Annotated in this window: 21 protein-coding genes and 4 tRNA genes; 14 read left to right on the top strand and 11 right to left on the bottom strand. The window is 56.0% G+C overall.

Annotated elements, in window-relative coordinates; genetic code table 11:
• Positions 1 to 100 precede the first annotated feature (100 nt).
• Positions 101 to 1,300: a bifunctional phosphopantothenoylcysteine decarboxylase/phosphopantothenate--cysteine ligase CoaBC gene (gene coaBC / locus RSK20926_RS11020; protein WP_008206710.1), complete on the top strand. Its 1,200-nt coding sequence runs from the start codon at positions 101 to 103 to the stop codon at positions 1,298 to 1,300.
• A gap of 181 nt (positions 1,301 to 1,481) precedes the next feature.
• Here the strand turns inward: coaBC and RSK20926_RS11015 are convergent, their stop codons facing one another.
• Positions 1,482 to 2,522, bottom strand: a complete 1,041-nt coding sequence (locus RSK20926_RS11015) for an NADP-dependent oxidoreductase (RefSeq protein ID WP_008206709.1) — start codon at positions 2,520 to 2,522, stop codon at positions 1,482 to 1,484.
• Between the two features lie 232 nt (positions 2,523 to 2,754).
• Here RSK20926_RS11015 and RSK20926_RS11010 point away from each other — a divergent pair, with 232 nt between their 5' ends.
• On the top strand, positions 2,755 to 3,540 hold the full coding sequence (locus RSK20926_RS11010; RefSeq protein WP_008206708.1) for an inositol monophosphatase family protein: 786 nt from the start codon (positions 2,755 to 2,757) through the stop codon (positions 3,538 to 3,540).
• Between the two features lie 66 nt (positions 3,541 to 3,606).
• Here the strand turns inward: RSK20926_RS11010 and RSK20926_RS11005 are convergent, their stop codons facing one another.
• The 3 genes from RSK20926_RS11005 to putA all read right to left on the bottom strand — a co-directional run bounded on the left by RSK20926_RS11005 (position 3,607) and on the right by putA (position 8,296).
• Complete coding sequence (locus RSK20926_RS11005; protein ID WP_037254751.1) at positions 3,607 to 3,939, bottom strand: DUF1330 domain-containing protein; 333 nt, start codon at positions 3,937 to 3,939, stop codon at positions 3,607 to 3,609.
• Positions 3,940 to 4,053: 114 nt separating this feature from the next.
• On the bottom strand, positions 4,054 to 4,824 hold the full coding sequence (locus RSK20926_RS11000; RefSeq protein WP_037254749.1) for a rhomboid family intramembrane serine protease: 771 nt from the start codon (positions 4,822 to 4,824) through the stop codon (positions 4,054 to 4,056).
• Between the two features lie 64 nt (positions 4,825 to 4,888).
• Entirely contained in the window at positions 4,889 to 8,296 is a 3,408-nt protein-coding gene (gene putA, locus RSK20926_RS10995; protein ID WP_008206705.1) for a bifunctional proline dehydrogenase/L-glutamate gamma-semialdehyde dehydrogenase PutA, read from the bottom strand.
• Positions 8,297 to 8,422: 126 nt separating this feature from the next.
• Between putA and RSK20926_RS10990 the strand changes: the two genes are divergently transcribed.
• The 3 genes from RSK20926_RS10990 to RSK20926_RS22835 all read left to right on the top strand — a co-directional run bounded on the left by RSK20926_RS10990 (position 8,423) and on the right by RSK20926_RS22835 (position 10,047).
• The gene (locus RSK20926_RS10990) at positions 8,423 to 8,893 is read left to right on the top strand and encodes an Lrp/AsnC family transcriptional regulator (protein ID WP_008206704.1); all 471 of its coding nucleotides are present in this window, start codon (positions 8,423 to 8,425) and stop codon (positions 8,891 to 8,893) included.
• A gap of 90 nt (positions 8,894 to 8,983) precedes the next feature.
• Positions 8,984 to 9,637, top strand: a complete 654-nt coding sequence (locus tag RSK20926_RS10985) for a tetratricopeptide repeat protein (protein WP_008206702.1) — start codon at positions 8,984 to 8,986, stop codon at positions 9,635 to 9,637.
• Positions 9,638 to 9,964: 327 nt separating this feature from the next.
• Positions 9,965 to 10,047: transfer RNA gene (locus RSK20926_RS22835), tRNA-OTHER, on the top strand.
• A gap of 792 nt (positions 10,048 to 10,839) precedes the next feature.
• Here the strand turns inward: RSK20926_RS22835 and RSK20926_RS10980 are convergent.
• The 3 genes from RSK20926_RS10980 to RSK20926_RS10970 all read right to left on the bottom strand — a co-directional run bounded on the left by RSK20926_RS10980 (position 10,840) and on the right by RSK20926_RS10970 (position 12,684).
• The gene (locus RSK20926_RS10980) at positions 10,840 to 11,505 is read right to left on the bottom strand and encodes an acyl-homoserine-lactone synthase (protein WP_008206699.1); all 666 of its coding nucleotides are present in this window, start codon (positions 11,503 to 11,505) and stop codon (positions 10,840 to 10,842) included.
• Positions 11,506 to 11,563: 58 nt separating this feature from the next.
• Positions 11,564 to 12,202 (bottom strand): autoinducer binding domain-containing protein, encoded by a 639-nt coding sequence (locus RSK20926_RS10975; protein WP_008206697.1) that lies wholly within the window; start codon positions 12,200 to 12,202, stop codon positions 11,564 to 11,566.
• A gap of 152 nt (positions 12,203 to 12,354) precedes the next feature.
• Positions 12,355 to 12,684 (bottom strand): helix-turn-helix domain-containing protein, encoded by a 330-nt coding sequence (locus RSK20926_RS10970; protein WP_008206696.1) that lies wholly within the window; start codon positions 12,682 to 12,684, stop codon positions 12,355 to 12,357.
• Between the two features lie 387 nt (positions 12,685 to 13,071).
• Here RSK20926_RS10970 and RSK20926_RS10965 point away from each other — a divergent pair.
• The 3 genes from RSK20926_RS10965 (at position 13,072) to RSK20926_RS10955 (ending at position 13,418) form a co-directional block, all read left to right on the top strand.
• Positions 13,072 to 13,148, top strand: a tRNA-Asp gene (locus tag RSK20926_RS10965).
• A 79-nt stretch (positions 13,149 to 13,227) separates the two neighbouring features.
• Positions 13,228 to 13,304: transfer RNA gene (locus RSK20926_RS10960), tRNA-Asp, on the top strand.
• Between the two features lie 37 nt (positions 13,305 to 13,341).
• Positions 13,342 to 13,418, top strand: a tRNA-Asp gene (locus tag RSK20926_RS10955).
• Between the two features lie 328 nt (positions 13,419 to 13,746).
• Here the strand turns inward: RSK20926_RS10955 and RSK20926_RS10950 are convergent.
• Both RSK20926_RS10950 and RSK20926_RS10945 read right to left on the bottom strand, forming a co-directional pair.
• Positions 13,747 to 13,968 carry a hypothetical protein gene (locus RSK20926_RS10950; protein ID WP_008206691.1) on the bottom strand — a complete coding sequence of 74 codons (222 nt, stop codon included), beginning with the start codon at positions 13,966 to 13,968 and terminating at the stop codon, positions 13,747 to 13,749.
• A 199-nt stretch (positions 13,969 to 14,167) separates the two neighbouring features.
• Complete coding sequence (locus tag RSK20926_RS10945) at positions 14,168 to 15,559, bottom strand: M20/M25/M40 family metallo-hydrolase (RefSeq protein ID WP_008206690.1); 1,392 nt, start codon at positions 15,557 to 15,559, stop codon at positions 14,168 to 14,170.
• Positions 15,560 to 16,022: 463 nt separating this feature from the next.
• Between RSK20926_RS10945 and hemA the strand changes: the two genes are divergently transcribed.
• The 3 genes from hemA to ispG all read left to right on the top strand — a co-directional run bounded on the left by hemA (position 16,023) and on the right by ispG (position 19,929).
• Positions 16,023 to 17,246 carry a 5-aminolevulinate synthase gene (gene hemA / locus RSK20926_RS10940; protein ID WP_037254846.1) on the top strand — a complete coding sequence of 408 codons (1,224 nt, stop codon included), beginning with the start codon at positions 16,023 to 16,025 and terminating at the stop codon, positions 17,244 to 17,246.
• Positions 17,247 to 17,375: 129 nt separating this feature from the next.
• Positions 17,376 to 18,584: a helix-turn-helix domain-containing protein gene (locus RSK20926_RS10935; protein ID WP_008206687.1), complete on the top strand. Its 1,209-nt coding sequence runs from the start codon at positions 17,376 to 17,378 to the stop codon at positions 18,582 to 18,584.
• A gap of 223 nt (positions 18,585 to 18,807) precedes the next feature.
• Complete coding sequence (ispG, locus tag RSK20926_RS10930) at positions 18,808 to 19,929, top strand: flavodoxin-dependent (E)-4-hydroxy-3-methylbut-2-enyl-diphosphate synthase (protein WP_008206685.1); 1,122 nt, start codon at positions 18,808 to 18,810, stop codon at positions 19,927 to 19,929.
• A 134-nt stretch (positions 19,930 to 20,063) separates the two neighbouring features.
• Here the strand turns inward: ispG and RSK20926_RS10925 are convergent, their stop codons facing one another.
• Together RSK20926_RS10925 and RSK20926_RS10920 are read right to left on the bottom strand one after the other, a co-directional pair.
• A complete protein-coding gene (locus RSK20926_RS10925; protein WP_008206683.1) occupies positions 20,064 to 20,834 on the bottom strand; it encodes a DsbA family protein in 771 nt (256 codons plus the stop codon).
• The gene (locus RSK20926_RS10920) at positions 20,831 to 22,246 is read right to left on the bottom strand and encodes a M48 family metalloprotease (protein ID WP_008206681.1); all 1,416 of its coding nucleotides are present in this window, start codon (positions 22,244 to 22,246) and stop codon (positions 20,831 to 20,833) included. The genes RSK20926_RS10925 and RSK20926_RS10920 overlap by 4 nt, the downstream gene beginning before the upstream one ends.
• On the opposite strand from RSK20926_RS10920, the gene RSK20926_RS10915 reads away from it, so the two are divergent.
• From RSK20926_RS10915 to RSK20926_RS10905, 3 genes are all read left to right on the top strand, one after another.
• The gene (locus tag RSK20926_RS10915; protein ID WP_037254743.1) at positions 22,209 to 23,363 is read left to right on the top strand and encodes a pyridoxal phosphate-dependent aminotransferase; all 1,155 of its coding nucleotides are present in this window, start codon (positions 22,209 to 22,211) and stop codon (positions 23,361 to 23,363) included. The two genes, RSK20926_RS10920 and RSK20926_RS10915, sit on opposite strands and share 38 nt — an antisense overlap.
• A 136-nt stretch (positions 23,364 to 23,499) precedes the next feature.
• Entirely contained in the window at positions 23,500 to 24,738 is a 1,239-nt protein-coding gene (locus RSK20926_RS10910) for an N-acetylmuramoyl-L-alanine amidase (protein ID WP_050773071.1), read from the top strand.
• A gap of 29 nt (positions 24,739 to 24,767) precedes the next feature.
• Positions 24,768 to 25,556 carry a phosphodiesterase gene (locus RSK20926_RS10905; RefSeq protein WP_157133091.1) on the top strand — a complete coding sequence of 263 codons (789 nt, stop codon included), beginning with the start codon at positions 24,768 to 24,770 and terminating at the stop codon, positions 25,554 to 25,556.
• Positions 25,557 to 25,626 lie beyond the last annotated feature (70 nt).

Here is a 25,626-nt window from a genome sequence, read left to right as displayed (position 1 = left end):
TGTGACAGCTTTGGAGATAGGAAAACTGTTTCCCTCTGGGCGGCGCAGGCAGTACTGTCTGCTTGGCCTCATGGGGTAGGTCCGAAAAGGGTAGAGTAAGATGCTGGCAGGAAAGCGTATTCTTCTGATTATTGGCGGTGGCATCGCAGCCTATAAATCGCTGGAACTGATCAGACGACTTCAGGACGCAGGGGCGAGTGTTGTGCCAGTTCTGACCAGGGCCGGAACCGAATTTGTTACCCCATTGTCAGTCTCGGCGTTCGCTGGAGTGAAGGTTCATCAGGACCTATTTGATCTGACTTCAGAAGCAGAGATGGGGCATATTCAACTCTCGCGAAGCGCAGATCTCGTGGTTGTAGCTCCTGCTACTGCGGATCTGATGGCGAAGATGGCGCGGGGCCATGCGAATGACCTGGCTTCCACCTTACTTCTGGCGACAGATACCCCAGTTCTTTTGGCGCCTGCGATGAACGTCAGGATGTGGGAGCACAAGGCAACACAACGCAATCTCTCTCTCCTGAAGCAGGATGGCGTGAAGGTGGTAGGACCCAATGAAGGCAATATGGCCTGTGGTGAATTTGGACCGGGCCGCATGGCGGAGCCCCAAGAGATCCTAACTGCCATTGCCAATCATTTTAAGCAGGGGCCGTTGCAGGGGAGGCGTGTCTTGGTGACCTCCGGCCCGACCCATGAACCCATCGATCCAGTTCGCTATATCGCCAACCGGTCGTCCGGCGCGCAGGGCAGTTCGATTGCGGCCGCGCTGCGTGATTTGGGCGCCGAAGTTATTTTTGTAACAGGCCCCGCAGAGGTGCCTCCGCCGCAGGGTGTCACTGTCGTTGCGGTGCAAAGCGCGCTGGAGATGGAGGCTGCGGTCAAAAGCGCCCTACCTGTGGATGCAGGTGTTTTTGCAGCGGCTGTCGCGGATTGGCGCGTTGCCAGTGCTTCGGATCAGAAACTCAAGAAATCAAAGGACGGTCTGCCTGAACTGGTATTCAAAGAAAACCCGGACATTCTCAAGACCATTTCGCATCTGGAGGAAGGGCGCCCTCCTTTGATGGTTGGATTTGCTGCCGAAACCAATGATGTGCTGGAGAATGCAACAGCAAAGCGCCTGCGCAAAGGCTGCGATTGGATCGTCGCCAATGATGTCTCACCGGCAACCGGGATCATGGGCGGCAGTGAGAATGCTGTGACCTTGATTACCGAGGGCGGCGCAGAGTCCTGGCCACGAATGGACAAGGTCGAGGTTGCCCAGAAACTGGCAGAGCGGATCGCAACAGAACTTGGCGCCCTATAGGAATTTCTTGGTGCCAATCTAGAAGTAAGACGCCAGGGCCTCGCGACCTTAGTTGTACAATGTTTCTTGGCTGCCGCCCCGCTTGAAGTGGTCAAAGAGGGGCGACAGCAATAGAGAAATCCAGGGCCAAGCTCGCATTTCTACGGGTTGGCGTTGTCCCGGGGGGAAACCCTGGAGATCGCTAGATCAGTTTGACGATCTGCTTGCCCTTGTTGCCCCCTTTGAGCATCGACATAAAGGCCTTTGGGGCGTTCTCCAGACCTTCCGCAGTATCTTCCAAAAAGCGGACTTCGCCTTTGGCGACCAGTGGCCCAACCTCTTTCAGGAATTCCGGATAGCGATCAAAGTGATTGGAAATGATAAATCCATTCACCGAGAGGAATTTTACCAGGATATTGCGCCAGATATTGGGGCCGGTCAGCACGTTGTCGCTGGCTCCAGCGCCAAGAGCTCCGGCGTTGTACCAGGAAATCATGCCGCAAATCGGAATGCGTCCATGACTGTTCATTAGGGGTAGAACTGCTTCCAGCACTTTACCGGCGACATTCTCAAAATAAATGTCGATCCCCTGCGGACAGGCGTTTGCGAGTTCCTTGCGCAGCGATTTGGCATCATCATAGGCGTAGTGATCAAGGCAGGCGTCAAAGCCAAATGTCTCAACCGCCAGTTTGCACTTCTCTGCCCCTCCGGCAATGCCGACAACACGCAGCCCCGCTTGCTTAGCCAGTTGTCCAACCATGGAACCGACGGGACCGGTTGCTGCGGCAACAACCAGGGTTTCACCTGCTTTTGGACGGCCATAGGCCGACAAGCCATGCCATCCGGTAAACCCTGGCATGCCCAGAACGCCAAGCGCAGCTGTGATCGGACCCTGGTTTGGATCGAGTTTACGCAGCTCTTTTGCTGGCAGGCAGCCGTGGCTTGCCCAGCCGAACATGCCAAAAGCAAAATCTCCAGGTGCAAAATGGGGGCTGTTGGACGCGATTACCTCGCCGACGCCGCCGGCTTCCATACGGCCACCAATCGGGACGGGCGCCGCATAGGATTTTGCATCATCCATGCGTCCGCGCATATAGGGGTCAAGCGACATATAGTGTACCCTGACAAGGACTTCGCCCTCTGCGGGCTCTGGCAGGGCATGGCTTTCCAGTCGGAAGTTCTCCGGGTGTGGAGCACCAGAGGGGCGGCTTGCCAGGACAATTTCTTGCATCATTTCACTCATACGGATCTCCCTTTGGTTGGCCGAGGACGATAGGTCATCAAGCTCAACTAAACCCTGCGGTTCAGTTTTTATTTTGGCAACAGCGCTGCTTTAGTGACCTTGCGGCAGAGATGCTGCTTCGCAAAGTGTTGAGATAGGGTTTTGCGCGGGATTGACCCTTGGCAAAAGAGGGTTCGACGCGTATAGGCACCCTTTGACCGACATCTCCCCGACGTGACAGGATTCTGCAGATATGATTGGCAGCGCAAACCTCAATGTGATGATCAAAGCCGCCCGCAAGGCCGGCCGTTCCCTGGTAAAAGATTTTGGCGAAGTCGAAAACCTGCAGGTGTCTCGCAAGGGCGCTGGGGATTTTGTTTCCAAAGCTGATATTGCCGCTGAGAAGATCCTAAAAGATGAACTCATGGGCGCGCGCCCGTCTTATGGCTGGTTGGCTGAAGAGGGCGGTGAGACCCCAGGCGAGGACCCAACCCGCCGCTGGATCGTTGACCCGTTGGACGGTACCACCAACTTTCTGCACGGTTTGCCCCATTGGGCGATCTCCATCGCTCTGGAGCACAAGGGAAACATTGTCTCCGGTGTCATCTATGACCCCGCCAAGGATGAGATGTTCTTTGCAGAGAAGGGCGCTGGCGCCTGGATGAATGAAACCCGCATTCGTGTCTCTGCGCGTCACCGCATGATCGAGTCTATTTTTGCGACAGGTTTGCCATTTGGCGGGCGTTCCGACCTGCCAGAAACCCTGCAGGATCTAGCACGCCTTTTGCCCGCAACTGCTGGTGTGCGTCGCTTTGGATCTGCTGCACTGGACATGGCCTATGTCGCAGCTGGCCGCTACGAAGGCTTCTGGGAGCGCCGCCTGAATTCATGGGATCTGGCCGCTGGTATCATCATCGTCAAAGAGGCCGGTGGTCTTGCTGAGGCAATCGACCCAGAGGAAAGCATTCTGGAAAGCGGAGAAGTGATCTGCGCCAATGAGCCAATTTATGAGACTTTTGCCAAGGTAATCCGAGGTTAGTCATCTAGACAATTGGAGAATTCAAAACGCGGTCTCAGTACCGCGTTTTGCTTTTCTGGTAGTCACCTAAGCGGGTGGTTGTGAATTCAATTCGGTCTGGCTTGGTTGTTCCAGGACCAACCCAATTTGGTATTTTAGAAATGCGCGCTCACGAATGGAGCGCAACGCATGATATTCGGTGCTTTCAAAGACCCGATCAACTGCGGCCCGGTCTGGGTAGCGAACGATGGTGACCACGTCTGGCAGTGCTTCACCCACAATTGTTTGAGAAATCTCAAATCCTTGGATAATTTCAGCGCCAACCTCTTCGAGCAGAGGTTTGGTGGTGCCGATATATATGTTCAGCGCTTCGATGTCATTTGGGTTGGGGGTGGTAAGCGCAAAAACAAGAACAGACATCTTAGTTTCCTTCTTCATAGTCGCTCTTTGCCAGATCGGGACTGGTCATAATCAGGGGCATAGCAGTTGCCGCTGCCCCGATTGAATGAGTCAGATCTGCTAGCTTCCTTTTACCTATTTACCCCAGGGCCCAGGCGAACGTCGTTTACGCGGTAGTTTTGGGATGTGGCTGGCGCTGTAGGTATATTCATTCCCCGGATAGGGAGGGGATCCATCCGTTTCATTCCAGAACGCCGGACCACCCCTGAGCAACCACAAAGGAATGGTCAGTATGAGCCCGACAACAAACCCTCCCGCATGTGCCCAATAGGCCACCCCACCTTGCTCAGGGCTGGACCCGATGCCTCCAATGAACTGGATGACAAACCAGAGGCCCAGCATGATGAATGCAGGAATTGTGATTATTCGGAAATAGACGATCAGGAACAGCAAGATATCGACCTTGGCTTTTGGGAAAAGCAACAAATAGCCTCCCATCACCCCGGCAATCGCGCCAGAGGCGCCTACGGTTGGTACAAGCGAATTCGGCGCACTCCAGACGTGGATCAAACCGGCGCCGATGCCGCTGGCGAGATAGAACAGCAGGAAGGGGATATGCCCCATCTCCTCTTCCATGTTGTCGCCAAAGATCCAGAGGAAAAGCATATTGCCCGCCAGATGCATCAAACCTGCATGGACAAAAATGGAGCTGAGCAGGGATTGGCCATCGCCACTTGTGGTGACATGGGCCGGAATGATGGCATAGGCCTGGTAGAAATGGGCCAGCTCAAAAGGGCTGCTATAGGCGTAGCTATAGTACAGATAGGCGAGGATATTGCTTGCGATGAGCCCGTAGAGAACATAGGGCACCCGCCCGGAAGGATTGTGATCACGCACTGGAAACATGGTTTGACGCTGGGCTTGTTTCAGCCCAGCGTCAAGGGGCAAGGGAGCTTTTGGGTTGGATACCCTAGCCAGCTCCACCCAGCAGCGAGGCATTGCCGCCAGCAGCCGTTGTGTCGACGCAGACATGCCGTTCTGCCAGAACGCGCGCACGATCCGGGTGGCCTGGGATCAGGGGCAGGATCGCACCGTCACGCTTGGCCAGCGTGCGCTCAATCTCACGCCCGGTCAGTTCATCCCCCCACCATAGGACCCCGGCGATACCTTGGATGAATTCCAACCGGTGCAGGTCGAACATGCCATGGGCTTCGATTGCGGTGCCACCCAGGCCAATCACTTCTTTGGCCTGTGCCGCTGCAACCTCAGGACCGGGTCCCATGCACAGAAGTGGCGGGCGGGCAGAGGTGGTCAGGCGATTGGATTCGCCTGTTGGGCCGGGCAGGGAGGTTGTGACCGGACGACCGGGGATGCCGCTTTCACCGGGGAGATCAGCAATCGTGTTGCCCCAGCTCTCTTTGCTTTTCTGACGATCCGGCGCGCAATAGCGGGCCAGATAATTGGGGCCACCCGCCTTGGGGCCGGTGCCGGAAAGGCCTTCACCACCAAAGGGCTGGCTCCCGACGATTGCTCCGATCTGGTTGCGATTGACATAGATATTGCCGGCATGGACCTTGTCGCAGACATATTGCACCCGGTCATCAATCCGGGTGTGCAGACCAAAGGTCAGCCCATAGCCCGTTGCGTTGATGCCGCTGATCACCCGGTCGAGATCCTGGGATTTGAAACGCGCCACATGCAGTACAGGCCCAAAGATTTCTTCTTTCAGATCTCCAATCCCGGAGACTTCGATCAGGGTCGGAGCGACAAAGGTGCCGCCCTGTGGTGGTCGCAACTCTTTGAGGACGCGACCGTCACTGCGTGCCTGGTCGATATGGGCGAGAATGCCTGCGCGAGCATTGGCGTCGATGACCGGGCCGCTGTCCGTGGACAAATGCCATGGATCGCCGAGGTTCAGCAGGTCCATCGCGCCTTCCAGCATGGTCAGCACGTCATCGGCGATATCCTCTTGCAGGTAGAGGCACCGCAGAGCGGAGCAACGCTGTCCTGCGGACTGGAAGGCGCTTTCGATCACGGATTGGACGGCCTGTTCGGGCAGGGCTGTGCTGTCGACGATCATGGCGTTCAAACCACCTGTCTCAGCGATCAGGGGCGCGCCGGGCTGAAGGTTCTCGGCCATGGTGCTACGAATGCGCAGGGCCGTGGCGGTAGAGCCAGTAAAGGCAACACCGTTCACGCGCGGATCACCTGTCAGAGCGCCCCCGATCTTGGATCCGCGACCGGGCAGCAGCTGCAGGGCCGCACGGGGTACTCCGGCTTCGTGCAGAAGGGAGATTGCACGGAATGCGATGATCGGCGTCTGCTCTGCGGGTTTGGCAAGGACTGCATTGCCGCAGGCCAGCGCTGCGGCGACCTGGCCAGAGAAGATTGCCAAAGGGAAGTTCCATGGCGAAATGCAGGTAAAGGTGCCTGCGGCCGGTGCATCCGGAATGCGGGCCGCGTAGTACCGCAGGAAATCCACCGCCTCGCGAAGTTCGGCCACCGCATCCGGGATGCTCTTGCCTGCTTCGCGTGCCAGGATTGCAAAAAGCTCTCCGAAATTCTGCTCATAGAGGTCGGCAGCCCGGTTCAAAATCTCTGCGCGCTCAGCGGCAGGGGCATCCCAGGGGGCGGCAGAGGCAAGCGCGAGTTCCACATCAGCAGCGGAGGAGGGTGAGACCTTGCCAGTGACCGAGAGATCGGCGGGATTGGTCACATCTTCCGCCGCTTCCGGCTCCGCCTCGCCAGCCAGCAGAGGAGTCACCTCCCAGCGCATGCGCCGCCAAGAGGCGCGGGCCGCCTCAATACGTTCCAGTGTCGGGGCGTGACCCAGATCGAAGCCGATGGAATTTGGACGTTCCGGAGCATACAGATCAGGGCCTGTCGGGATCTGGTTCGCACAATCAGAGGCCGCGACAAAGGGATCCGCCGCTACAATGCTGGGTGAGACGTTTTCGTCCACGATCTGGTTCACAAAGGAAGAGTTGGCACCATTCTCCAGAAGACGGCGCACCAGATAGGCCAGAAGGTCACGATGCGCACCGACAGGGGCGTAAATCCGGCAACGGGTCTGGTTCTGCTCCAACACCATATTGTGCAGGGTTTCCCCCATACCGTGGAGGCGTTGGAACTCATAGGCCTCCTTGTCTTCGGCCATATGCAGTATGGCGCTGACCGTATGGGCATTATGGGTGGCAAACTGAGGATAAATCCGGTCCGTCAAGCCCAGAAGTTTGCGCGCATTGGCAATATAGGAGACATCGGTCAGGGCCTTGTTGGTATAGACTGGGAAACCATCGACACCTTCGACCTGGGCAAGTTTGACTTCGGTGTCCCAATACGCGCCCTTGACCAGGCGAACCATAAAGCGGCGGTCATATTTTTCTGCCATTGCATATAGCGCATCAATTGCTGCGGCTGTGCGGGGGCCATAGGCCTGCACCACCACGCCAAAACCGTCCCACCCTGCAAGCGCGGGATCCGCCACGACCTCTTCAATCACTTCCAGCGACAGAGACAGGCGATCCGCTTCTTCAGCATCGATGTTAAGGCCCATCTTGGCGGCCTTGGCCAAGAGGGCGAGCGCCTTGATCCGGGGGACCAGCTCTTCCATGACCCGCTTTTCCTGGGCCAACTCATAGCGAGGGTGCAGAGCCGAGAGCTTGATGGAAATACCGGGGTTCTTGCGGATGTCGTCGCTCGAGCATGCTGCTGCAATCGCCGAGATCGCTTTGGAATAGGCCAGGTGGTAGCGCGCTGCATCCGCTTCGGTGCGCGCGGCTTCGCCCAGCATGTCATAGGAATAGGTATAGCCCTTTTCTTCCATACCTGCCGCCCGTTTCATGGCGCTTTCAATGGTTTCGCCCAGCACAAACTGACGCCCCATTTCCTTCATCGCTCGGCCAACAGCCGTACGGATCACTGGCTCACCCAGCCGCTTGATGGCTCCGCGCAGGGCACCAACAGGGCTGCGGTCCTCGTCCAGAACCCGGCCGGTCAGCATTAGGGCCCAGGTTGAGGCATTGACTAGAGAGGACGAGGATTTGCCCAGGTGCTTGCCCCAATCCGAAGGGGCGATTTTATCTTCGATCAAGGCATCGATGGTATCGGCATCCGGCACCCGCAAGAGGGCTTCGGCCAGGCACATCAGGGCAACGCCCTCATCAGTGGATAGCCCATATTCCGCAAGGAAAACCTCCATCAAACCGGGGCTTGAATGGCCGCGAATATCGCGCACCAGGGCTGCCGCATTGGCGGAGATCTTTTTCCGGTCAGCCTCACTCAGTGCAGCCATAGCGTACAGTTCGTGAAATTTTTCCTGCTGATCCACATAGGTTCCGGCATCAATCTGGTGACGCAATTTGTTCAACTGGCTCATACCTGGGTCTCCAAATGGGTTGCGATAGGCGTTTGATGCAGTTTACATCGAAGTATTCAGGACAATCGACTTTTGTTTCTGAATCTTTGGTTCATTTGCGTCGAGGTTTCGAAAATGACAGTCCAAATGAGTGCCGTGCAGCTGGATCGCTATGACACGGAGATTCTCAATGTGTTGGCTGCAGAGGGGCGGATTTCCATAGCGGATCTGGCCCGCCGGATTGGCCTGTCAAAATCTCCAACCCAGGCGCGGCTGCGTCGGCTAGAAAGCGAAGGGGTGATCACCGGGTATCGGGCTTTGGTGGACCCAATCAGACTGGGTCTGGACCATGTCGCTTTTGTTGAGGTGAAGCTTGACGACACGCGAGAGGCAGCTCTGACCAAGTTCAACGCCGCGATCACCAAGGTGCCTGAAATCGAGCAAGCCCATATGATGGCGTCGCATTTTGACTATCTGCTCAAGGTGCGAACGCAATCGATGACGGCCTATCGCCAGGTGCTGGGTGAGAAGATTTCCTCGCTGCCGCATGTTGCCTCTACCTCGACCTATGTGGCGATGCAGGCGGTGAAAGAGGACGGCCCATTAGGAGGTTTCTAAGGCGCGCTACTGGGTGCTGAATGGTGCTGAGCTGCATTTTACACTAAAACTTGACTTGAAATTAAACCTTTTTGCCGCAGCATAGTGTTTATGGTGACGCGTTTTGTTTTCCCCCAGGGTATGTTTCCCCGCAATCGTCTGGCAAAGCTAAGGGCTGTGAGTGCAGTTGTTTTTGCCAGTCTTCTGGGGCTTTCCCCTTCTTTTGCGGAAGCAGAGACTTGCCCCGGCGCGCCAGATCATAGCGGTTCGCTTGAAGCATTGATCACACAGGTCCAGCGTGCTGAGAATGAGGGGGAGGCTTTCGAGATCTCCAATCAGATGTGGGCGTTTTGGGCCGATGCCCCGAATGCACAAGCTCAGGAAATCCTGGATCGGGGAATGAACCGAAGAGCGTCCTATGATTACCTTGGCGCGCTAGAGGATTTCGATCAGCTGATCTCTTATTGTCCGAACTACGCCGAAGGCTACAACCAGCGTGCTTTTGTCCATTTTCTGCAACGCGATTTCGCGCAGGCCCTAGCTGACCTGGAGCAGGCAATAGAATTGTCCCCGCGTCATGTGGCTGCCCATAGCGGGAGGGCCTTGTCACTCTATGGACTCCAGCGGATCCCCGAGGCCAGGATCGCTCTGAGAGAGGCTCTCTTGCTCAACCCTTGGCTTCCAGAGCGTAGGCTGGCTGTTCCAGGTGGCCCGCTGGCAGCGCCTTCGGATCAACTCCCGTCAGAGCAAGGCGAAGACATCTAAGGCAAGTCATCCCTTGAGAGGAGCAGAAAACCCGGTCCGGCTTGTTTTCTCTTATCTCTCTGTAATTTTGGAATTTTCGCTTGGCGACAGATTTCGCCTCGGCTATATGGAGCAAGGATGCGGGCGTGGCGGAATGGTAGACGCATCGGACTTAGATTATTGAGTGCGCCGGTTGGAAACTCTGGTGTAGAACTGCTCAAATTCGGGGAAACCTGTCAAATGGCAATCCCGAGCCAAGCCCCCGAAAGGGGGAAGGTGTAGAGACTAGACGGGCAGCGCCTAAGGCGAAAGCTAGGGTGAAGGGATAGTCCAGACCACAAAGCCCCTAGGGGTGGCGGTGAAAGCCGTAGCTGGTAAGAAAATCCGTGGGGCGCAAGCCCGTGGGGGTTCAAGTCCCCCCGCCCGTACCAATTAAATATCGAAAACCCCAAATTTTTTTGGGGGGAGATTTGATCCCCTTTTTGGGCTCCACTCTGATCGTCACTGGGATTCACGTACAAGCCATCGATTTGAGCGACGGAATACGCAGGGCGTGAGCCAGGATAGGGGTGTTGCTGAGCTATCCGGCCTTCGCGAACCATCTTGTAAAAAAATTCCCCGCCCAAAGGGCTGGGCGGTGACCGAATAGCCTGAACGCTGGTGACAAACTTTGCTCCTGCTGGAATGTGAGCTAAGGTCATGGGGCCTCCGGATGCGCTGGGCGAAACGGAGGTTCCCGTTTCGGGGCAAATTTGCGGGGTTAGTTAGACTGTTTGAGGGGCGCCTCTGTGGCTTCCCTGAAGGTCTTGCGTAAGCCAAAATTATCGCAGTCACTTCCTCTGGCGGCTTGATTCACGAGTGCGGCTAAAAGTCGATGCAGTCGCTCTTGGCGGGCAAGCGAACAAGCCAAAGTGAGGGACGGTTATGGTTGTGCTGAACGGCAAATTTGTAGCTCAAGATGGCTATGCAGGACCTTGTTGCAGAACCCAGAAACTGAGCGAGTTTTCCCTTTCCCATTGCGTTCAGGCCACGCGTTCGACCTTGGCCATTCCGGGTTCGTTGACGCGGTTCATGAGAGCTTTAGGCATGTGGATTTTGGCGGTCTGGGTCGCCTTTGAAGCATCACTCGGTAGAGGCATTGCCAATGCGATCGATATCCTACTGGGTGGGGAATACGCCTGGCCGACCTGCAAAGATGACGGCCAGGAAAGAGAGCTTTTCAGCTATAAGACAGCCGCGATTTCAGCAGGAGCCTGAAGATGCTCCGCTGGGAGACGTTTGGTCGGCACTTTGGCTGTAATACGTGTGTTCCGGACGGAGCGCTGCTGGATCAGCGTTTGCAGGGCCACATATTCCTTGCCATCAAATTCGATGGGTTTGCTCAACACGTTCACAGAATAGCCCAGTCGTTTTAGCGCGATCGGCATCAATCGTGGGGATAGTGTCAGGACCGAATGAGCCCCAAGAAGTGCCAGGTAGCCATTTACATGCCCAAGCAGGGCTTTGGTTACTTTGGGGCTGCCAACAAATCGGGTCATTTCCCAGATTTCCGGACTTGGCGAAATTGTCGCTTTCATATCCTCATCGGACATGCTGGTCGAAAGGCGACCAGCCAGAAAATCCGCCAGCATGAAGGTCAGATCACTGGAACCTTTGCGAGGCGTATTCTTGTCCGTGCGTAGCAAACGAGCACCACCAACACATTTGCCGTTTTCATAAGCGATGGCATAGAGGGCATTAGGGTTGTCGTACTCGTCCCATTCGGCTGATTCTGTATGGGTGAGATCCCAGCCAAGCCGATCAACAAACTCCTGCTTGCGCAGGCGGGAAAAATCCAACAAATTCTGGTAACTAACCTGGTGTGGATTGGGGCCGACTATCGAAATCATGGTTCGCTCCTAAATTGAGTAGTAGGAGCAGAATACCTTTAGGGGTGTGGTAGGCTATCTATACTGTTCGATAGGGGCTGAACACACCCTCCCGGATTGAAATCACAATGGCATGGGCATCATTCTTAGCACCAATTTCTTTATGTGCATTGATCCGCCTTGCCCTGGCGCCATGGTAACTTAATCCCAAAGTCTCGGCGACCTCATTGAGAGATCCACCCGCAGCAACAGCTTCAAGATACTCCATCGTGCATTGTGAGTAGGAGGGAGTGCGTCGTTCCTGTGCCACGCTCAAAGTCGCGAGCTTGAGGGCATCCATACAGCGATCCAGCACTGATTGTGGCGGCTGTTGCCCCGTCTTGTGGGAAATGCTGGCTATCGATTTGCGGCCTTCAACTTCAATGGCAAAGCAGGTGCCGTCTTCAATCCCAAACTGCTTGGCCAAAAGGAATGTGGTGTTATCCCAGCCTTGCTCTTCAAGTTCGATCCAGCTGGTAACACCGTTTTGGGTTAACCCGAATTGCAGTGTCGAATCGCGGAGTGCGAGATCTGCATCATAGTAGGCTTCCAGAAACGCAGCGGGATAGGTGAAGTGAGAATACTTCGGATGCCCATTGTCAAAAGCGATGCCGATGGCGCATCCAAATTCAGAAAAGTGGCTTAGAGTATCAAAAGCCATTTTGACATGGGGATTCATCCCAGGCTCCTCTTAAAGGTTCGCGCCAAAGTAGTAAGTGGCCATGTATAAATCAATGGCAATTTTGATAGATGCGCATAAAGGTGCCAAAACAGGGCCAGCCCCCCTTTATTTGCTGGCGATTGTCTTGTCTTTTCAGGGGGGGGCGGAAGCTACTTTTCTTGTTTTCTTTGGTCCGTTAGCCCGTGCTGACGTACAAAATCAGCGATTTGGTTAATTTGATCTTGTGTGACTTCTTTTGGGAGCGGTTTTGTGCTGTTTGACTGATGGGTGCCGGTCGAACCTTCAATAAGGTAGGCGCGGTCGACCATTAAGACAGCACAAATGGCATCCAGGCGTTCGTCGCTGGGGGCATTGATCCGGCCAGTGGTGACTCTGGAAATATAAGTTGCTGGCCAGCCAAGGTGCTTGCTGAGCGCATCCGCGCTCCATTTGCTTTCGGCCAGGGCTTGTTTCAATCTGGTCCGGGCGTCGTCGTTCATTCTTTAGTCCGTCGTTGATCTGCAACCAAAGGGTAGATTGAGTGAGGCTTTCACGCAAGTTTTTGACAGAGCGGGTGAGAATCCTGAGGTGGATGTGTGAAGCCCGGCAAAGGCAACAAGAGGGGCAACTCGGTCGATGGGCCTTATTGGGCCGGGAATTGATGTGCTTGCGCCCGCCTTAAGGGCGTCAAACGGCGGACAAGAGGCGGGGCAGTCGAAATTCTATGCAGTTGGCCAGAAGGAACAGCGGAAAAAACAAAGAGTTAGAGCGAATATGGAGGTTTTTTTGAAGGAAAGGTGAGAAAAAGCTATTTCACCGCTTGACGATCCCTGAGCCCTGAGAATATTACAGCCCAACATTCAGCAGCGACGCTGAATGGGCAGCGAGCGGTTGTAGCTCAGTTGGTTAGAGTACCGGCCTGTCACGCCGGGGGTCGCGGGTTCGAGCCCCGTCAACCGCGCCATTGCTGTCTGTTTGATTTGAGCAGTTCAAATCCCGCCCCGGAGGGGATGTGTCGCAAGGCACGATGAAGAGAAAAATGCGCGGTTGTAGCTCAGTTGGTTAGAGTACCGGCCTGTCACGCCGGGGGTCGCGGGTTCGAGCCCCGTCAACCGCGCCACTTTCTTTTTACTATATTGCCCTTAGGGGTAAGATGCGCGGTTGTAGCTCAGCTGGTTAGAGTACCGGCCTGTCACGCCGGGGGTCGCGGGTTCGAGCCCCGTCAACCGCGCCACTTTCGCGTTTTCCAATTGTTTGTCGATATGGTCAGGCTAGGCAACGACTTCTTGTTGTCGTGCTGCTTATGAGATGGCGGGTAGCCCTCTGGAGAGACTCCCACTTGTGAGGCGATGGGGGGGGCTTTCACGCTCGAAAATGCTCTGCAAGGTATCTGATGAGATGTGGGTTGCCACAACCTAGGCTGCGCAGCGCCAGTTCAGTAGCTCATCTTTGCAAAGGATTCTCTGACCTGGCAGGCTGGCGCAGCTGGTTTTTTGATCCATTCACGCAAAAAGGATCAAGCAAGGCTTGAGGGCAAGGTTCGTGGTCCGCCGGCGAAGCCGTTATGGGGAGGGGGCGACCGGGTCGGCTTCGATGTCGTGGCGCCATTGAGTTAGATCGGTATCAATCCAAGCCTTTAGACGTTCCATGTCTGGCGTTTTGTTTGCTTCAAGATAGCGCATCATTACCCTGACGCTATGTTGATAGCCCGCACGGTAACTTTCTTCCGGGTCGCTTTGAGTACCTTCAAAACCCGGCGGGCGCTTGTACTTGCTTTGTGACATTCCTCGTCTCCAGTTGCGAGTTTGCGTGTGTAACCTCGTCAGTATTGGAGCGATTGGATAATCAAAGCTTAAGATCTTTGCTCTGTGCAGGCAGAAAGTTTGCTATGCGCACGAGAGCAATTCGGCTTGCTGCAAAACCGTAGAGCTAGAGTGAACATCGAAGGTCGGGCAGGGAGGGCCTCCCCACCCGTTCCGATTCTTATTTGCGGGTGAGGGCCTCTAGGATGCGAGCCCAGGAGCGGATCCCCTTGTGGAAGCTTTTGAGGTCATATTTCTCATTCGGGGAATGGATGGCATCGTCATCATTGGCGTAGCCGATCAGCATCGATTCCATCCCCAGAATGGATTTGAAGAAGCCGGCAATAGGGATCGAACCGCCCATGCCACAGAAGACCGCTTCGCGGTTCCATTCATCGCTCAAGGCGCTACGGGCTTTTTCGAATTCTGGGCGGGTGATGTCCATGACCGAGGCTTTGGACCCTTCCTTGTCATTGTCCCAAACGATTTTGCAGTCCGGCTTCAGCTGGGCCTCGATATGGGCGCGGATCTTGGCCTGCAGCGCATCGGGGTCCATGTCGCCCACCAGACGGCAGGTGATCTTGCAATGCGCTTCCGACGGGATGACGGTCTTGGAACCGGCTCCGTTGTAGCCTCCCCAGAGGCCATTGATCTCCAAGGTTGGGCGCGCCCATTGCTGTTCAAGAATGGAGTATTTCTTTTCCCCATGGGCTTGGGTGTATCCAGCGGTGTCGAGATAGTCCTTTTCGTCAAAGCCAGAAGCTTCCCATTGGCGCAGTAGTTCGGCAGGAACCTCACTTACACCCTCATAGAAGCCTTCAACCGCAACCGCGCCGCTCTCTTCGTCATAGAGGGAGGCAACAATGCGGGAGAGTTCCCGCAGCGGGTTGAGGCCGGGGCCGCCATAGTGACCGGAGTGCAGGTCGATCTTGGGGCCAACCAGAGTGAACTCTTCCTTCAGCATGCCGCGCAGCTGTGACGCAATGGAGGGGACGCCACGCGAAACCATAGAGGTGTCACAGATCAGGGCGAAATCCGCCTTCAGCTCTTCGGCGTGCTCTTCCATGAAGGGCACCAAGGAGGGGGAACCACTTTCCTCTTCGCCCTCAAAGAAGAAGGTGATGCGGCAGGGCAGGGAGCCGTGAATGGCCTTCCAGGCGCGGCAGGCCTCAACAAAGGTCATCAGCTGGCCCTTGTCGTCGGAAGAGCCACGGCCACGGATAACGGTGCCGTTTTCGGTTTCCTCTAGTTGTGGTTCAAACGGTGGTGTGGTCCAGAGGTTCAGCGGATCAACAGGCTGCACGTCGTAGTGACCGTAGAACAGGACATGGGGGGCGTCGCTGTTTTCTTCGCCGATGTGGCCAACCACCATGGGGTGGCCGGGGGTCACGCGTTTCTCGGCCTTAATACCAATGCTGTTGAGGTCTGCGACCAGCCAGTCTGCAGCCTTGTCACAATCAGCCTTAAAGGCAGGGTCAGTGGAAATCGACTGAATGCGTAGCAGCTCCAGCAAGCGCTCCGTTGCTGTCTCGAGGTCATAGTCGATACGATTTAGCACATCATCAAGCTGCATGGCTGTTCTCCCGGTGTCTAAAGTTGCCTTGTGAAGGTTTTGCCGGACCCTAGCAGCGGGTTTTCCGAGGGGCCAGATCAAGGCGCAGAAAATACTTGGGACTTTGCGACGGGCTGCTTCTGTCGGCCCGGGTGGGGTGACTCGATCTCAAAAGCGGTTTGAAACACTTTTCCCGAATTCGGGCCTTCTGTTTCCAAAGGGCTGCGCAGACGTGCATTTGTCGCAGCCCGGATGCCGCAAATGGGCGAGAGGATGGCGCGAGGGTCCTTGCCGGGGGCGAAGTATAGGTTTATTTGACCTGTATCAAAGTTGCTTGGGGGCTATGGGCGTATCCGATATGGAAACGAACATCTTTGATACTCATTCAAGTCAGACGAATGGGTATCTATTTGCCAAAGCGCCCTTCTGCGCCAACTAACACAGCCTGCGCCAAATTGCGCCTCAGATAGCTATGGAGAAGCCGGTGGACTATACCGCGAAACTTGATGCTGCCATTGATCGTCTGCATGACGAGGGCCGGTACCGCACCTTCATTGATATCGAACGTCAAAACGGCCAGTTTCCCCATGCGGTCTGGACCCGTCCGGATGGCGAGCAGCAGGACATCACCGTCTGGTGCGGCAATGACTATCTGGGCATGGGACAAAATCCCGAAGTTCTGAAAGCCATGCATGAAGCGATTGATGCCACTGGTGCGGGATCCGGTGGAACGCGCAACATCTCCGGCACAACTGTCTATCACAAGCGTCTTGAGGCAGAGCTTTCGGATCTCCACCGCAAAGAGGCTGCACTTCTGTTCACCTCAGCCTATATCGCCAATGATGCAACGCTTTCGACCTTGCCCAAGCTGTTCCCCGGTCTGATCATTTACTCGGATGCTCTGAACCATGCTTCGATGATCGAAGGCGTGCGTCGCAATGGTGGTGCTAAGCGTATTTTCCGCCACAATGATGTGGCGCATCTGCGCGAGCTGCTGGAGGCGGATGACCCCAAAGCGCCCAAACTGATCGCATTTGAATCCGTCTATTCAATGGATGGCGATTTTGGTCCAATCGAAGAGATCTGTGATCTTGCAGATGAATTCGGCGCCCTCACTTACATCGATGAGGTGCACGCGGTTGGCCTCTATGGTCCGCGCGGTGGTGGTGTGACTGAGCGCGATAATCTGGCCCATCGGATCGACATCATCAATGGAACACTGGCCAAGGCCTATGGCGTGATGGGCGGCTATATCGCTGCTTCCGCGAAGATGTGCGATGCGATCCGCTCTTATGCACCTGGCTTTATCTTCACCACTTCGCTGTCGCCTGCGGTTGCTGCAGGGGCGGCTGCGTCAGTTGCTTACCTAAAAAAGGCACCGGAACTGCGCGAGAAGCACCAGGAACTGGCCAAGGTCCTCAAGCTTCGTCTCAAGGGGTTGGGCTTGCCGATCATCGATCATGGCAGCCATATCGTTCCGGTCATGGTCGGAGATCCTGTCCATACCAAGAAGTTGAGCGATATGCTGTTGTCCGAGTTCGGGCTTTATGTGCAGCCGATCAATTTCCCAACAGTGCCGCGTGGGACAGAACGGCTCCGGTTTACCCCGTCTCCGGTGCATGGCCCCGAAGAGATCGATCGTTTGATCAAGGCGATGGATAGCCTCTGGTCGCATTGTGCGCTAAATCGTGCCGAAATGGCGGGCTAACACACTGTTTTGTGTTCAAAACAGTTGAGTGTGTTATCATTCCATCAATAAAAGGCACAAACGGATCACTGGGGTGATTCGTCTTTTGCCAAAGATGTCGAATACGGCAGGCTAAGATGGGACACAGGCATGATTAGGCGCCTCACTCTGCGCAAGGCCAAGGAGCATGATGCGGCTCCTGCCCCCAAGAGCTTTGATGACTATGAACTTCGCCTCGGCGATGTGATGCGGGGCGAGCGCGCGACCATGGGGAAATCCCTATTGGACGTGCAACGAGAGCTGCGCATCAAAGCCTCCTATATTGCCGCCATCGAAAACGCTGATCCTACCGCCTTTGATACGCCTGGCTTCATCGCGGGTTACGTGCGCTCTTATGCGCGTTATCTCAATATGGATCCGGAAGCGGCCTTTGACACCTTCTGCCGCGAGAGCGGATTTGAAGTGGCGCATGGCATGTCCGCAGAGGCCTCCTCACGCCGCCCTGAGCCCGGCCCCATTTCTTCCGGTGGTGCAGGCCTTGGTAGCGGGGCTTTCAATGGTAGCAATGTCCCCTTTGCACCAGCTGCAGGTAGTATCTTTAGCCAGATAGACCCGCGCGCTATTGGCTCACTTGCCGTTTTGGCCGCTTTGATTGCGGGTATTGGCTGGGGCGGATGGAGTGTTCTGAAAGAAGTGCAGCAGGTGCAATTTGCTCCGGTTGAGCAGACGCCACTGGTTCTTGCTGATGTCGATCCCTTGAACTCTGCCCAATTGGGTGAGGAAGGAGCGCTTACCGCAAACCCTGCGCTTGAGGCGCTGGATCGGCTCTATCGTCCGCAAGCGCTGGATGTTCCGGTGTTGACCGCACGGGATGCACCAATTGCGACCTTGGACCCAAGCAGTCTGGGCAATTTTGCGGTTCCTGAACTTCCCAGCTTTACTCTCGCTGAAGCGAGTATACCTGATTCCGGTGCGTCTCTGCAGGCTGCGGTACCGCAGGTTGTCGAAGAGCTGGCAAAGGGCGTGGAAATGTTGGCGGTGCGGCCTTCTTGGGTGCAGGTCACCGCGGCTGACGGATCCGTCATCTTCGAAGCGATCATGAACGCAGGGCAGAGCTTTACCGTGCCTTTGACCGAAGAGGCGCCGCGTCTGCGCACAGGCGAGAGCAGCGCGATCTATTTTGCGGTCAATGGCGCCCATTATGGCCCTGTTGGTGATCGTGGTCAGGTGAGCAAGAATATCGACCTCTCGGTGGATGGTCTGAAAGGCCGATTCCAGCTGGCGGACCTCACAGATGGCCGCAATCAGGCCTTGGCCACAATGGTGGCAGAGCTGAAAGAGACACCGGTTTCAGAGTAGTTTCTGCGCTCAGCTAGGCACCCAAAGTCTTGAAATAGGGCATTTGGTGCAGGTCTCCTGTCTGAAAACGCTCGGTTGACCTTCAAAGGTGGTTCTCGTCAGGATCGCTTTTCCTTTTGCAGCATTCTTTGTCTCACTCCCCGTTTCTGCTGTTGTCCCCATTGCAGCGCCAGCACCGAAGACGTATCTAACAGGCAACCTTGGTCAACCGGGACAGAGTTGCATGTCTATCAACCACATTCGCCCCTGGCGCAACATTGAGCGCCGCAAAAGCCGTCAGATCATGGTTGGAAATGTGCCTGTTGGCGGCGATGCTCCTATCGCTGTCCAAACCATGACCAATACCCTGACCACGGATGTTCCGGCGACCATTGCGCAGGTGCAGGCCGCAGCCGAAGCCGGCGCTGATCTTGTACGGATTTCCGTCCCGGATGAAGCCTCTGCCAAGGCTCTGAAAGAGATTGTGCGCGAAAGCCCGGTGCCGATCGTTGCGGATATCCATTTCCACTACAAGCGCGGCATTGAGGCGGCTGAGGCAGGTGCAGCCTGTCTGCGCATCAATCCAGGCAATATTGGCGATGAAAAACGTGTCGCCGAGGTCATCAAGGCGGCGCGCGACCACAATTGTTCCATTCGAATTGGCGTGAATGCCGGGTCGCTGGAAAAGCACCTCTTGGACAAATATGGTGAGCCATGCCCAGATGCCATGGTTGAATCCGGGTTGGACCACATCAAGATCCTGCAGGATCACGATTTTCATGAGTTCAAAATCTCGGTGAAAGCCTCTGATGTCTTCATGTCAGCGGCTGCTTATCAGCAGTTGGCGGAGGCGACGGATGCGCCGATCCACCTTGGCATCACCGAAGCAGGCGGCTTTGTGTCTGGAACGATCAAGTCCGCCATTGGTCTGGGTCAGCTCCTCTGGATGGGCATTGGCGATACTCTACGTGTCAGCCTCTCTGCGGATCCGGTGGAAGAGGTGAAAGTCGGTTTTGAAATCCTCAAATCCCTGGGTCTGCGCCATCGCGGCGTCAATATCATTTCCTGCCCCTCCTGCGCGCGGCAGGGTTTCAACGTGATCAAGACAGTGGAAACACTGGAAGAGCGTCTGGCCCATATCCACACGCCACTCAGCCTCTCGATCATCGGCTGTGTAGTGAATGGACCTGGGGAGGCGCTGATGACCGATGTGGGCTTCACCGGCGGCGGTGCCGGCTCTGGCATGGTTTATCTGGCGGGCAAGGCCAGCCATAAGATGAGCAATGAGGCCATGGTGGACCATATCGTAGAAGAAGTGGAGAAAAAGGCCGCTGAAATCGAAGCCTCCAAGGAGGCGGCAGAGTAGCGAAGCACCTGCGCTTATCGCGCAAGGGCCGCGCTCATCTGCGATCAGTGGTATAATGTAAAAGGGCGCCTGAAAGGCGCCCTTAATTTTTGGGATGCGACTTTTGCGTAGGCTACTAATGCAACAGCCTGAACCTAGCTGTTGTCGCGGCGCTGCTCTTCCACGATGAGTTGCAATTGATCTGCGGGCAGGTATCCGCGCAGCAACTCATTGCCCAGAACAAAGCTAGGGGTGCCAGAGATCGCCATCGCCTGCGCCAGGGCACGGGTGCGGCGCAGCTCTTCGGTGACCTCATTACTGTCCATATGGGCAATGATCGCCCCTGCATCCAATGACAAGCCTTCGCCCAAACGACGGAGAGTAACCTCATTCGGCTCACTGCCCAGGGCAATCAACGCGTCATGAACCTGTTTATAGGCATCGTCGCCCGCTAGCTGTTTGGTGGCCACGGCAAAGCGAGAGGCAAGAACAGAAGCCTCACCAAGGATTGGGAACTCCTTGATCACAAACCGAATATTGCCATCTGCTGCCAGAAGTTTTTCGACCTCCGGTGCGGCGCGACGACAATAGCCGCATCGGTAGTCCATGAACTCAACAAGGGTGATGTCCCCATCGGGATTGCCACCGACCCAAGAATAGCCATCGTTCTGAATTTCTTGCAGGTTATTCGCGACCAGGGCGACATCGCGATTGGCCTCTGCCGCTGCCTGGCGCTCTTCCAGAAGATTGACGGCTTCCAGAATGAGTTCAGGGTTCTTCAAGATATAGTTGCGCACTTCCGCACCAAAGGCGGCGCGCTCAGCATCTGACATCGCACCGATATCAAAAGCCTGTGCTGCAGGGCCCGTAAACATCAGCGTAGCGGCGGTTGCTGCTCCACAGAGCATGCGCGAAAACAAGGTCATCGTCTTCTCTTCCTCTTTTCATTCTGTTCAAAGGCTACCAGCACATCCTGCGCCCGTTGCCAGGCGGCAGAGCCGCGAGGCAAAAGGGCGCTGGCACGTTTTGCATGTAGCCCGGCATCATCCAGGCGTCCAGCCAGGGCGTAGCGTTCTGCGGTCACCAGGGCGGCCTGACCCATCTGCCCGGTCTTGGCGTAGGCCTGTGACATATCTCGCAGCAGTAGAGCATTTCGAAAGTCCAGGCTACGAGAGCGCTCCATAGACTTCAGCGCGGCCCTGGGCTGCCCAGATGCCAACTGGGCCCGACCATAACTGGCCAGCAATAAGGCATTTGAGGGCGCCAACTGGACCGCACGGCCATAGGCGGATTTGGCAGCGGCCCATCGCCTGTTTTCCATCAGGATTTGCCCCTTTAACTCGTAGAAATAGGCATCATTGGGCCGGATTTGTTGCGCGCGACTAAGGGCCGATAAGGCCTTTTTCATGTCCCGACGACGATGGTGTGCAATTGCTTCACGCATCAGGCGGATATCTTTGTGGTTTTCCTCATTGGCCCGGCGAAAGGTCCATTTTGGCGCACGGGTAAAAGCAGAGAGCTTTCCTTTCAGCCGGGCAAACCAGTAATCTGCCTCGGGCGCGGGTTTTCCTCTGTCTCCATATTGCGCCAGGTAGGCCTCGGCAGCGCGGGATCTATCCCGCGACAACGGGTGCGAGCGCATATAGGGGTCCTGATCGGCCGAGCTGAGGACCTCCTGACCGGCAAAAAGACGATGAATATCTACAAGGCCCTTGGGGCTGATCCCTGCCGCATTCAGCGCCGCGGATGCAGCGCGATCCGCAGCGGATTCTTCGGCGCGGGTGTGGGATAGAAAACTGCGCAAAGCAGAAGATTGCGTACCAAATGCAACACCCGCTGCAGCTTCTCCACCTCCGGCTGCGGCAGCCAAAACAGCCAAAGCAGCACCAAGGCCAGCTGCATTGCGCGCTGAGCGCATGTTTTGCATCCTGCGCGCCAGGTGCCCATTGGCGATATGCGCGGCTTCATGGGCGATAACGGCTTGCAGCATCTCGCGGCTTGTTACCTTAAGGATCAAGCCGTGATGCAGGAAAATAGTATTTGGATCAATGACAAAGGCATTGAGGCTGGGGTCGTTGACGACAAGGATACGCATCCTTTTCGCATTCAGACCCGTTGCACGCAGCACTGGTTCGGCCAAGCGGCGCAGACCATATTCGATATCAGGATCCCGCAGAAGTGAAATCGAGGCGGCCTGCAACTGGCCTGCAATCAGGCAGCATAAGCAAAAAACCAGTGCCGGGATTGACGCCAGCCGAGAGAAACGGTCAAAGATCATGCGCGCACCATGGGAGATCAGCATGCGAAACTCAAGCAGGTCCAACGTCGATCCCTTCATTGTGATGGATGTGATGGAAGCCGCCCGCAAAGCGGAAGAAGCAGGACGCCGGATTATTCATATGGAGGTGGGCCAACCCTCTACCGGGGCGCCCTCTGCCGCCCGGCGGGCGCTGGCGGATGTTTTGGAGAGCAATTCTCTCGGCTATACAGTTGCACTGGGGCTGCCGGAGCTGCGTCGCCGTATCGCGCAGCTCTATGGTGAATGGTATAATGTCGATCTCAATCCTGACCGGGTCGTGGTTACTCCGGGATCCTCCGGGGCTTTTCTTCTCAGCTTTTCAGCGCTCTTCGGCAGTGGTGATCGGGTCGGGATTGGCGCGCCGGGCTATCCCTCATATCGGCAAATCCTAAAGGCACTTGGCCTCACACCGGTTGATATTCAAACCGCGCCCGAGAACCGGCTGCAACCGGTTCCAGCTGATCTTCAGGGCCTGGATCTGGCAGGTCTTATGGTGGCCTCACCGAACAACCCAACAGGCACCATGCTGGACCACGCTGCGCTGGGAGGGTTGATCGAGGCCGCATCAGAGGCAGATATTTCCTTCATTTCGGATGAGATTTACCATGGGTTGGAATATGAGGCCAAAGCAGTTTCCGCATTGGAATTGACCGACGACTGTTATGTGATCAACTCCTTCTCAAAGTTCTTTTCGATGACAGGCTGGCGGGTTGGCTGGATGATTGTGCCAGAGGATCATGTACGCGTTGTCGAAAGGCTGGCCCAAAACATGTTCATCTGCGCGCCGCATGCCAGTCAGGTGGCGGCCTTGGCTGCGATGGATTGTGAGGAAGAGCTGCGGGAGAACCTGAAAGTTTACACCCGAAACCGCCAGCTGATGATCGAAGGTCTGCCCAAGGCGGGGTTTACGTCTTTTGCTCCACCAGATGGCGCCTTTTATGTCTACGCGGATGTTTCGGCTCTGACACAGGACAGTCGCAGTTTTGCGGCTGAGATCCTGGAAAAGGCGGGTGTTGCGGTGACACCTGGGCTGGATTTCGACCCGGTGCGCGGCGCAACAACCCTGCGCTTCTCCTATGCGCGGTCAACCGAAGACATCCAAGAGGGGCTGTTGCGACTAGAGCAGTTCATGCGTGAGCGCGGTCAGACCGATTAGTGAGCTTGCTACCCTAAGTGGCTTCTAGAGTGAGCGCACCCGAAGGCGAGTATCGCTGGTTCTGGCAGGGCTGGGAGCATAAGTCAGTGTTGTGGTGCTGAGAGAGAAAAAAACGAGAAAGAAGCAGGGCAGCGATATGAGAGGCAAGAACTTGGTAAGGTCGTTTTCACTGCTGTTCGGGTTGCTTTACCTGTTTTCCAGCTTGGCCTCTGCCCAGGGGTTTAGTGGTCTCGCCCGGGTTGAAGCTTCGCAGAGTGCCGCCAAGGGGACCGTCGAAGAGGTGCTGATTGACCTCTCTCTCAGCCAGGGAGTGCCCTACCGGATGTTCCTCTTGGATGAGCCGCCGCGCCTGGTGCTGGACTTCCAAGAGGTGGATTGGACCGGGTTGCGTGAAGAAGAGTTCTTGCAGGGGGAGGGCGTCTTGTCTGCGCGGTTTGGGACCTATGTGCCGGGCTGGTCGCGTATGGTGCTGGAACTGGCGGGGCCTATGACGGTTTCAGCCGCCTCCATGGCAATCGATTCCGTCACCGCGGCCGCAGAGCTGAAGGTCCAGTTGCAGGACGCCACTCCGGAATCTTTTGCTGAAAACACCGGCGCCCCGCAGGACAGTCACTGGGATCTGCCCGTGCCTGCACCACTCAAACGCCCAAAGCAACGGGATGAAAACGCCCCGCTCTTGGTAGTTTTAGATCCGGGGCACGGGGGCATAGACCCAGGCGCAAAGGCTGAGGGGGGCGTGGTCGAGAAGGATCTTATGCTGCGCTTTGCCTTGGAGCTGGGGGAGGTCCTGATCCGCTCCGGACAGTTCCGGGTTCAAGTGACCCGCGATGATGACTATTTTGTCTCGCTCGAAAGACGGACAGCCCTTGCGCATCAGGCCGGTGCGGATCTTTTTATCTCGCTGCATGCGGATTCCATCGCTCAGGGGCATGCACATGGGTCGACGGTCTATATTCTCTCCGATGAGGCCTCGGATGCGGCCTCTTCCAGTCTGGCAGAACGACATGACCGGGGCGACCTCTTGGCGGGAACGGACCTGAGCCAGACAGACGATCTGGTGGCGGGGGTCATGCTGGATCTGGCCCGGCAGGAAACACGGCCACGCAGCAAGGCTTTGGCGCGATCAGTTGTTTCCGCGTTGCAAACACATGGCGGGCCGGTCAATCGCAAGCCTTTGCGGTCAGCGGGATTTTCGGTGTTAAAATCCGCAGACATTCCCTCAATCCTCATCGAGATCGGCTTTATGTCGAGTGAGCGGGACCTGAAAAACCTGTTGGATCCAGCCTGGCGGAACCAGATCGCCCGCTCAATTCTGGCCGGACTGATCGAATGGCGCATTCTGGATGAGGCGCAAAAGGATCTTGTCCGGCAATAATTGGCAGCGAAATAGGATTGGACCTCGCATTGAAACTGATTTGGCTTTCGGATTTACACTTTCTGGCGACTGGTAATGTTCTGGGACATGATCCACGTCTGCGGTTAGAGGCTGCGATTTCTCACATCTCTGCCTGCTATCCGGAAGCAGCGGCTTGCATCATAACCGGCGATCTTGTTGAGAGTGCAGAGCCCGAGCACTATGAGGCGCTGCAGACGCAGCTATCCAACTTGCCTGGACAATTGCTGCCCTTGACGGGCAACCACGACGACCGAGACCTTTTGCGGCAAGTCTTTTCGCTGCCCAATGTTGCTATGGCTGAATTTGTTCAGTACCGGGTGGATTTCCCGCGTCTCTCGGTGGTCGCTTTGGATACACTGGTTTCCGGGCAAGGCTACGGTTTCCTCTGCGCGCAGCGATTGGAGTGGTTGCAGCAAACATTGGATGACTGTCGTGACGGACCTCTTTTGCTGGCGATGCACCACCCGCCGATGAAACTGGGACTGCCGATTTTGGATGAGGACAACCTAAGAAACGGCCAAGAGCTGCTAGAACTGCTCAAAGGACGGAACAACATTCAGCATCTGTTGCTAGGGCATGTTCACCGACCTGTCGCAGGCCTGACTGCGGGGATCCCTTTTAAGACTTCAAAATCAATACTCTATCAGGCTCCTCCTGCGGTCCCCGCTTGGGATTGGGAGAGCTTTTCACCCGCGCCGGAAGCGCCAGCTTATACCGTGATCGAAGTGACAGAGACAGGTGTGACCCTGCAGGAGATGTGTTTTTGTCCTTATGAATTGGGTATCGTGGCGCAGTAGGAATGGGAGCGGTCAATTGCTGCGATTGCATCAGCGGGAAAACTGCCGCATTTTTCCCGTCTTTTCAGGC

Origin of the sequence: Roseobacter sp. SK209-2-6, from assembly GCF_000169455.1 — a bacterium.
GTDB lineage: Bacteria > Pseudomonadota > Alphaproteobacteria > Rhodobacterales > Rhodobacteraceae > Pseudophaeobacter.
This window is presented reverse-complemented; position numbering and strand designations above follow the sequence as displayed.

Bases quoted from the DNA above. Each gene is read 5' to 3' on its own strand.
- coaBC (WP_008206710.1), top strand. From the start codon at position 101: ATGCTGGCAGGAAAGCGTATTCTTCTGATTATTGGCGGTGGCATCGCA.
- RSK20926_RS11015 (WP_008206709.1), bottom strand. From the start codon at position 2,522: ATGAGTGAAATGATGCAAGAAATTGTCCTGGCAAGCCGCCCCTCTGGT.
- RSK20926_RS11010 (WP_008206708.1), top strand. From the start codon at position 2,755: ATGATTGGCAGCGCAAACCTCAATGTGATGATCAAAGCCGCCCGCAAG.
- RSK20926_RS11005 (WP_037254751.1), bottom strand. From the start codon at position 3,939: ATGTCTGTTCTTGTTTTTGCGCTTACCACCCCCAACCCAAATGACATC.
- RSK20926_RS11000 (WP_037254749.1), bottom strand. From the start codon at position 4,824: ATGTTTCCAGTGCGTGATCACAATCCTTCCGGGCGGGTGCCCTATGTT.
- putA (WP_008206705.1), bottom strand. From the start codon at position 8,296: ATGAGCCAGTTGAACAAATTGCGTCACCAGATTGATGCCGGAACCTAT.
- RSK20926_RS10990 (WP_008206704.1), top strand. From the start codon at position 8,423: ATGAGTGCCGTGCAGCTGGATCGCTATGACACGGAGATTCTCAATGTG.
- RSK20926_RS10985 (WP_008206702.1), top strand. From the start codon at position 8,984: ATGGTGACGCGTTTTGTTTTCCCCCAGGGTATGTTTCCCCGCAATCGT.
- RSK20926_RS10980 (WP_008206699.1), bottom strand. From the start codon at position 11,505: ATGATTTCGATAGTCGGCCCCAATCCACACCAGGTTAGTTACCAGAAT.
- RSK20926_RS10975 (WP_008206697.1), bottom strand. From the start codon at position 12,202: ATGAATCCCCATGTCAAAATGGCTTTTGATACTCTAAGCCACTTTTCT.
- RSK20926_RS10970 (WP_008206696.1), bottom strand. From the start codon at position 12,684: ATGAACGACGACGCCCGGACCAGATTGAAACAAGCCCTGGCCGAAAGC.
- RSK20926_RS10950 (WP_008206691.1), bottom strand. From the start codon at position 13,968: ATGTCACAAAGCAAGTACAAGCGCCCGCCGGGTTTTGAAGGTACTCAA.
- RSK20926_RS10945 (WP_008206690.1), bottom strand. From the start codon at position 15,559: ATGCAGCTTGATGATGTGCTAAATCGTATCGACTATGACCTCGAGACA.
- RSK20926_RS10935 (WP_008206687.1), top strand. From the start codon at position 17,376: ATGATTAGGCGCCTCACTCTGCGCAAGGCCAAGGAGCATGATGCGGCT.
- ispG (WP_008206685.1), top strand. From the start codon at position 18,808: ATGTCTATCAACCACATTCGCCCCTGGCGCAACATTGAGCGCCGCAAA.
- RSK20926_RS10925 (WP_008206683.1), bottom strand. From the start codon at position 20,834: ATGACCTTGTTTTCGCGCATGCTCTGTGGAGCAGCAACCGCCGCTACG.
- RSK20926_RS10915 (WP_037254743.1), top strand. From the start codon at position 22,209: ATGCGAAACTCAAGCAGGTCCAACGTCGATCCCTTCATTGTGATGGAT.
- RSK20926_RS10920 (WP_008206681.1), bottom strand. From the start codon at position 22,246: ATGAAGGGATCGACGTTGGACCTGCTTGAGTTTCGCATGCTGATCTCC.
- RSK20926_RS10910 (WP_050773071.1), top strand. From the start codon at position 23,500: ATGAGAGGCAAGAACTTGGTAAGGTCGTTTTCACTGCTGTTCGGGTTG.